The sequence below is a fragment of the Mycolicibacterium vinylchloridicum genome (genome assembly GCF_013404075.1).
GTDB lineage: Bacteria > Actinomycetota > Actinomycetes > Mycobacteriales > Mycobacteriaceae > Mycobacterium > Mycobacterium vinylchloridicum.
Genome location: NZ_JACBJQ010000124.1, coordinates 1 through 4,989, shown reverse-complemented (window position 1 = coordinate 4,989; position 4,989 = coordinate 1). Strand labels below are relative to the sequence as shown.

Genomic DNA, 4,989 nt, shown 5'->3' with positions numbered 1-4,989 from the left:
CGGCGGTAACGGCGCCGACGCCGACCTAGCGGGTACGGCCGGCGGTAACGGAGGGGCGGGCGGGTCCGGTGGGCTGTTCGGCACCGGCGGTGCCGGCGGCAAAGGCGGCAAGGGCGCCACCGGCCAGGATGCGGGCGGGGCAGGCGGCATCGGCGGTACCGGCGGCGCGGGTGGCAAAGGCGGCAAGGGCGGAGCCGGCGGTCTGTTCGGCACCGGATTCTTGGGTGCCGCAGGCGCCCCGGGCTCCGGTGGCGCAGGCGGTAAGGGCGGAGCCGGCGCTCTATTTCGCGCCGGCGGCAACGGCGGCAACGGCGGAGACAGCCCGGGCGGCACCGGCGGCGCCGGCGGCATGGGAGGCACAGGCGGTGACGGCGTCGCCACGGGTGGTACCGGTGGCAGAGGAGGCGCCGGCGCGACCGGCGGCGCAGGCGGTGACGGCGGCACCGGCGGCAGCGGCGGCGGCTTGGGCAGCACCGGCGGCAACGGCGGCGTTGGCGGCGTTGGCACCCGCACCGGTGGTGTTGGCGGAAGCGGTGGCACCGGCGGCCTCGGCATCGGGATGGGCGCCACTGGCGGTAATGGTGGCGAAGGCGGCACCGGCGGCGAAGGCGGCAGCACCGGCGGCAACGGCGGCACCGGTGGCCTCGGCGCGGGCGGCAGCGTCGGCCAAGACCACGGCGGCACCGGCGGAATCGGCGGCAACGGCGGTAGCGGCGGTGAAGGAGGCACGACCGGCGGCGGCGGCGGTACAGGCGGTGGCGGCGGCATCGGCGGCAACGCCGACGCGGCCGGTGGCAACGGCGGCAGCGCCGGCAATGGCGGCACCGGCGGCACCGGCGGCACCACCGGCGGGGCCGGCGGGGTCGGCGGCAACGGCGGCGACGGCACCACCGGCGGCGACGGTGCCGGTGGTGGAGGCGCTGCCGGCAAGGGCGGCAACGGCGGCGACGGCGGCACCGCTGGCGGCAAGGGCGGCAACGGCGGCAACGGCGGCAACGGCGCCTTCGCCGATGGCGCCTTAAACCCCGTCGGCGGCAGTGGCGGTCCGGGCGGCAACGGCGGCAACGGCGGCAACGGCGCCGCTGGGCCCGGCGGCAGCGGCGGCGACGGGGGTAAGGGAGGCGACGGCGCCGATGGCCTCGGCAGCTTCTGCCAATTCTGCGGGCCTGCTAGTGGTGGTGACGGCGGCAAGGGAGGCGACGGCGGCACTGGCGGCAACGGCGCCGGCGGTGCGGGTGGGCCGGGCACCGGCGGCGACACCGGCACGGCCGGGATGAAGGGCGTCACCCCCCCTGCCATTGCCGCCGGTGGCACGGGCGGCGCCGGAGGGACCGGGGGCGCCGCGGGGCCGGCGGCGGCCACCGGGGTGGCAGCACCCGTGGCGGGATCGACACGGTTAGGGCGGCCGGCACCCACGGCGGCGACCCGGCGGGACCGGGGTATTCGGTAATCGTCTGATTCGGACACGAGGGGCGGGCTGATCCTTCCCGAATCAGCGAAATCCCCGACAAGACGCTGTGCGATTGAGTGTATGGTCCAGCGATGGCGACGTTGGACGACATCGACCTTGCCGACCTCGATCAGTTCACGGCGGGCTTCCCGTACCGCGTGTTCGACGTTCTGCGCCGGGAAGCACCCGTCTGGTGGCACCCGCCCACCGAGCACACACCGGGCGGTGAGGGCTTCTGGGTACTGTCCCGCTACGCCGACATCGTGGCCGCAGCCGCCGACGCGGCGGCCTTCTCATCAGAGACGGGCGGTGACCGCGAAGGTGGCGGCACCACACTGGAAGACATGCCGATGGAGTTCGCCGTCGGCGCACTGCTCAACATGATGGACGACCCGCGGCACGCGCAGTTCCGCCGCCTGCTGACGCCGAGCACTACTCCTCGAGCGCTGCGCGCCATCGAAGAGGATCTTCGCCGCCGGTCGATCGACATCGTCGACGCGGCAATTGCCAAGGGCGAGTGCGACTTCCTCATCGATGTGTCCGCCGAGTTGCCGCTGCAGGCGGTGGCCGAACTGGCGGGCGTACCGCAAGCCGACCGCCACGAATTGATGAACTGGGCCAACGTCACCCTCGATTACGAAGGGCGCGAAGTGGGCGAGATCAGTGACCGGGTAGCACAAGCACAAGCACAGATGTTCACCTACGGGACAAATCTGTTGGTGCGCAAGCGATCCGACCCACCCAGCACCGACCTGCTATCGATCGTCACGCACGCACTGATCGATGACGAGCCGCTCAGCGAGAACGAGCAGCGCCTGTTCCTGAGTCTGATCATCGCGGCCGGAAGCGAGACGACACGCAACTCCATCGCCATCGGAATGGCTGCACTGAGCGAACGACCGGAGACATGGGAACGGATGCGCGACAACCGCGAACTGCTCCCGACCGCAGTCGAGGAGCTGCTGCGCTGGGCGTCGACGACTCCGTACAACCGGCGCACGGCCACCCGCGACATCGAGATGCACGGCCAACGGATCAAGGCCGGCGACAAGGTGTCGATGTGGTGGGCGTCAGCCAACCGCGATGAATCCGTGTTCGCGGACCCCTACGTCCTCGACATCGAGCGAAACCCCAACCCGCACCTGGCCTTCGGGCGCGGAGTCCACTTTTGTCTCGGCGCGTCGCTGGCCCGCATGGAGATGCGGGTGATGTTCGACGTGCTGCTCGACCGCGTCCAGTCCGTGACCCTGACCGGTCCGATCGAGTACGTCCGCAGCAACAAGCACAGCGGCGTCCGGCATATGCCCGTCACCATCCAACCGATTGAGCGCTGACGCGTCATATTCCACCGCATTGTCGAACGTGCGCGCTCAATCAATCAGCGGGCGAACTGCAAGGTGATCATCGCGTCGCTGGCGATGACCTGCCCTGGCGCCGGCACCTGCGCGGCAATCTGGTTCGGCCGGTATGGCGAGTTCGTCAGATCAGGAGCCTTCTCCAGCACACCGGTCCAGCCGACCGTCCGTAGGGCCGGTTCTGCGTCGGTCCAATACATGCCCCGCAGGTCCGGCATGACGAGGTCGTGCGGACGCGTCGGCGGACTCGAGACGATCGTCTGCGTGACCGTACCGCTGACCGTTGATTCGGTGGCGACAACCGATTTCCCGCCCGTCGCACAGGCTCCGACGATGCAGGCCGCCGATGCCGCAATGACCAGTGTGCGTGGCGTTTTCACTTCTTCGGGTTGCCGTCGTCGTCCCAGTGCGCCGCAACCTTCTTGCTCGGCTGCACCCGTGGCGGCTCGCCCGGCATCTTCGGAGTGCCGAACGCTTGAGCGTTGTGCCGACCAGGAAAAACACAGGGGTCGTCGGTGGCGCTGTGCACCCTGTTATCGGGCGAGTTCCCGCCCTCGAAGCGATATGGAGCAGCCATGATCAAGTATCCCGTCGACAGCACCCATTATCCCTGCTGCAATGCGATCGGCCGGCACGCCCCGGATTGCCAGCCCGCCGATCCGGCGGCCGCAGCCCTGGAACTCATCGTGCAGGTGCCGTGCATGCTCACAGCTCCAGATGACGTCAGCCGAGTGCGTAAAGCGTGGCAAGACTTCGCCGGCGTGCTGGACCTTGAGGGCGCGTTCTCGGGGATGACGTGGCACGACGCAAAGCACGCTGCTACAGCCGTCGCGTTCGTTGGTGCGAATTACGACGAGCCTGACGTAGAGCTGCGGAGGCGCGCAGCGTTGGTGCGCGACGGCCGCGACGGCATGGCGTGGGATGACCCGGTCGCGATGTCACAAGCATTGGCCATCGTCGCAAAGGTGCTGGGACTGTGAGCGGGGTCGTTGTCGTCGGCCTGGACGACTGGGAGATGTGGCAGTGTGCCCAGCGCCTCGCGCCGCGCACGGTGTCCGAGCGGATCCGGGTGCTGCGTCAGTTCCATGAGGAGACCGGGGTTCAGCCGATCGAGGCGCAGCCGCTGGAGATCGTGCGTTGGATCGCCGATCACCATGACGACTGGTCGGATGCCACGGCTTCGGCGTATGTGGCCTATCTGCGGGTGTGGTTCAAGTGGTTGCAGCTCGTCGACCGCCGAGTCGATAACCCGATGGTCAAGGTGATGTCACCGAAGGTGCCCGAGCGCGTGGCGCGCCCGATCGCTGACACCGACGTTCCCAAGCTGCTCAACGCCCGCATGTGGTCATCGACACGAGCGATGATCCTCCTCGCTCTGCTCGCTGGGCTGCGGGTCTCGGAGATCGCACGCATCAAAGGCCAGGACGTCGACCTGGAAGCTCGCCTGTTGTGGGTGAAGGGCAAGGGCCGTCGACTGCGGTCGATCCCGCTGCACCCGCTGCTCATCGAGTTGGCCTGCACCATGCCGGCCACCGGTTGGTGGTTCCCGATGCGCGGCCACCCATCCGAGCACATGCTCGGCAAGTCCGTGTCCGACGTCATCGGCCGCACCATGCGCCGCGCCGAGGTCGCCGGCACTCCACACAGTTTGAGGCATTGGTTCGGCACTAGCCTACTGGACGATGGCAACGACCTGCGGACGGTGCAGGAACTGTTGCGGCACAAGTCGATTCAGACAACACAGATCTACACTCGTGTTTCGACAGATCGCCAACGTGGCGCTATCACCGCGCTGAGCTTGGGCCGACACCGGTCAAAGGCCAGCGAACGACACGCGCAGGCGGTGGCCAAGATCAGAAGGGATAATGAGCATCGTGCCGCGGCGACCGACCGACTCGACCTACAGCGATGATGACAACGGCGGGGTGCCGCGCCCGTGCTCGATACCCCGCGAGGTGCTTCTGAAGGCGATGCACATGGACAAGTTCTCTGACAACCCAGTCTTGGCCGCACCTGGAACACGCGAGCCGACGACCGTGTCAGCGCTGCTGCGCAACGGTCAAGTCCAGGGGCGTGGTGTACGACGTCGTCGTGTGATTCTTCGATGTGATGGTTCAGGCGGTCAGTGCCGCGGGGGTGGCCTCCTGTTCGGTCGGTGAGCTCTGATCGGCTCGGGATTTGCTG

6 protein-coding genes are annotated in these 4,989 nt (G+C 68.7%); 4 read left to right on the top strand and 2 right to left on the bottom strand.

Translation table 11 applies throughout. From position 1 onward, the window contains the following. Positions 1-1,450 (top strand): hypothetical protein (locus tag HPC46_RS33680; RefSeq protein ID WP_179476328.1); only part of this gene is annotated, 1,450 nt, incomplete at its 5' end. Between the two features lie 92 nt (positions 1,451-1,542). Next, positions 1,543-2,784, top strand: a complete 1,242-nt coding sequence (locus tag HPC46_RS33675; protein ID WP_179476327.1) for a cytochrome P450 — start codon at positions 1,543-1,545, stop codon at positions 2,782-2,784. Positions 2,785-2,828: 44 nt separating this feature from the next. On the opposite strand, the gene HPC46_RS35910 is transcribed toward HPC46_RS33675, so the two are convergent. Next, positions 2,829-3,185, bottom strand: coding sequence for a PASTA domain-containing protein (locus HPC46_RS35910; protein WP_179476326.1), 357 nt, complete (start codon positions 3,183-3,185; stop codon positions 2,829-2,831). Beyond that, positions 3,182-3,382 carry a hypothetical protein gene (locus tag HPC46_RS33665; protein WP_179476324.1) on the bottom strand — a complete coding sequence of 67 codons (201 nt, stop codon included), beginning with the start codon at positions 3,380-3,382 and terminating at the stop codon, positions 3,182-3,184. The genes HPC46_RS35910 and HPC46_RS33665 overlap by 4 nt, the downstream gene beginning before the upstream one ends. Here HPC46_RS33665 and HPC46_RS33660 point away from each other — a divergent pair. Together HPC46_RS33660 and HPC46_RS35410 are read left to right on the top strand one after the other, a co-directional pair. Further along, positions 3,381-3,785: an amino acid aminotransferase gene (locus HPC46_RS33660; RefSeq protein WP_179476325.1), complete on the top strand. Its 405-nt coding sequence runs from the start codon at positions 3,381-3,383 to the stop codon at positions 3,783-3,785. The two genes, HPC46_RS33665 and HPC46_RS33660, sit on opposite strands and share 2 nt — an antisense overlap. Continuing rightward, entirely contained in the window at positions 3,782-4,717 is a 936-nt protein-coding gene (locus tag HPC46_RS35410) for a tyrosine-type recombinase/integrase (protein ID WP_325096872.1), read from the top strand. Before HPC46_RS33660 ends, HPC46_RS35410 begins: the two co-directional genes overlap by 4 nt. Positions 4,718-4,989: the final 272 nt, after the last annotated feature.

Excerpts from the sequence above, each read along its gene's own strand:
- HPC46_RS33675 (WP_179476327.1), top strand. The coding sequence starts at position 1,543 with ATGGCGACGTTGGACGACATCGACCTTGCCGACCTCGATCAGTTCACG.
- HPC46_RS33665 (WP_179476324.1), bottom strand. The coding sequence starts at position 3,382 with ATGGCTGCTCCATATCGCTTCGAGGGCGGGAACTCGCCCGATAACAGG.
- HPC46_RS33660 (WP_179476325.1), top strand. The coding sequence starts at position 3,381 with ATGATCAAGTATCCCGTCGACAGCACCCATTATCCCTGCTGCAATGCG.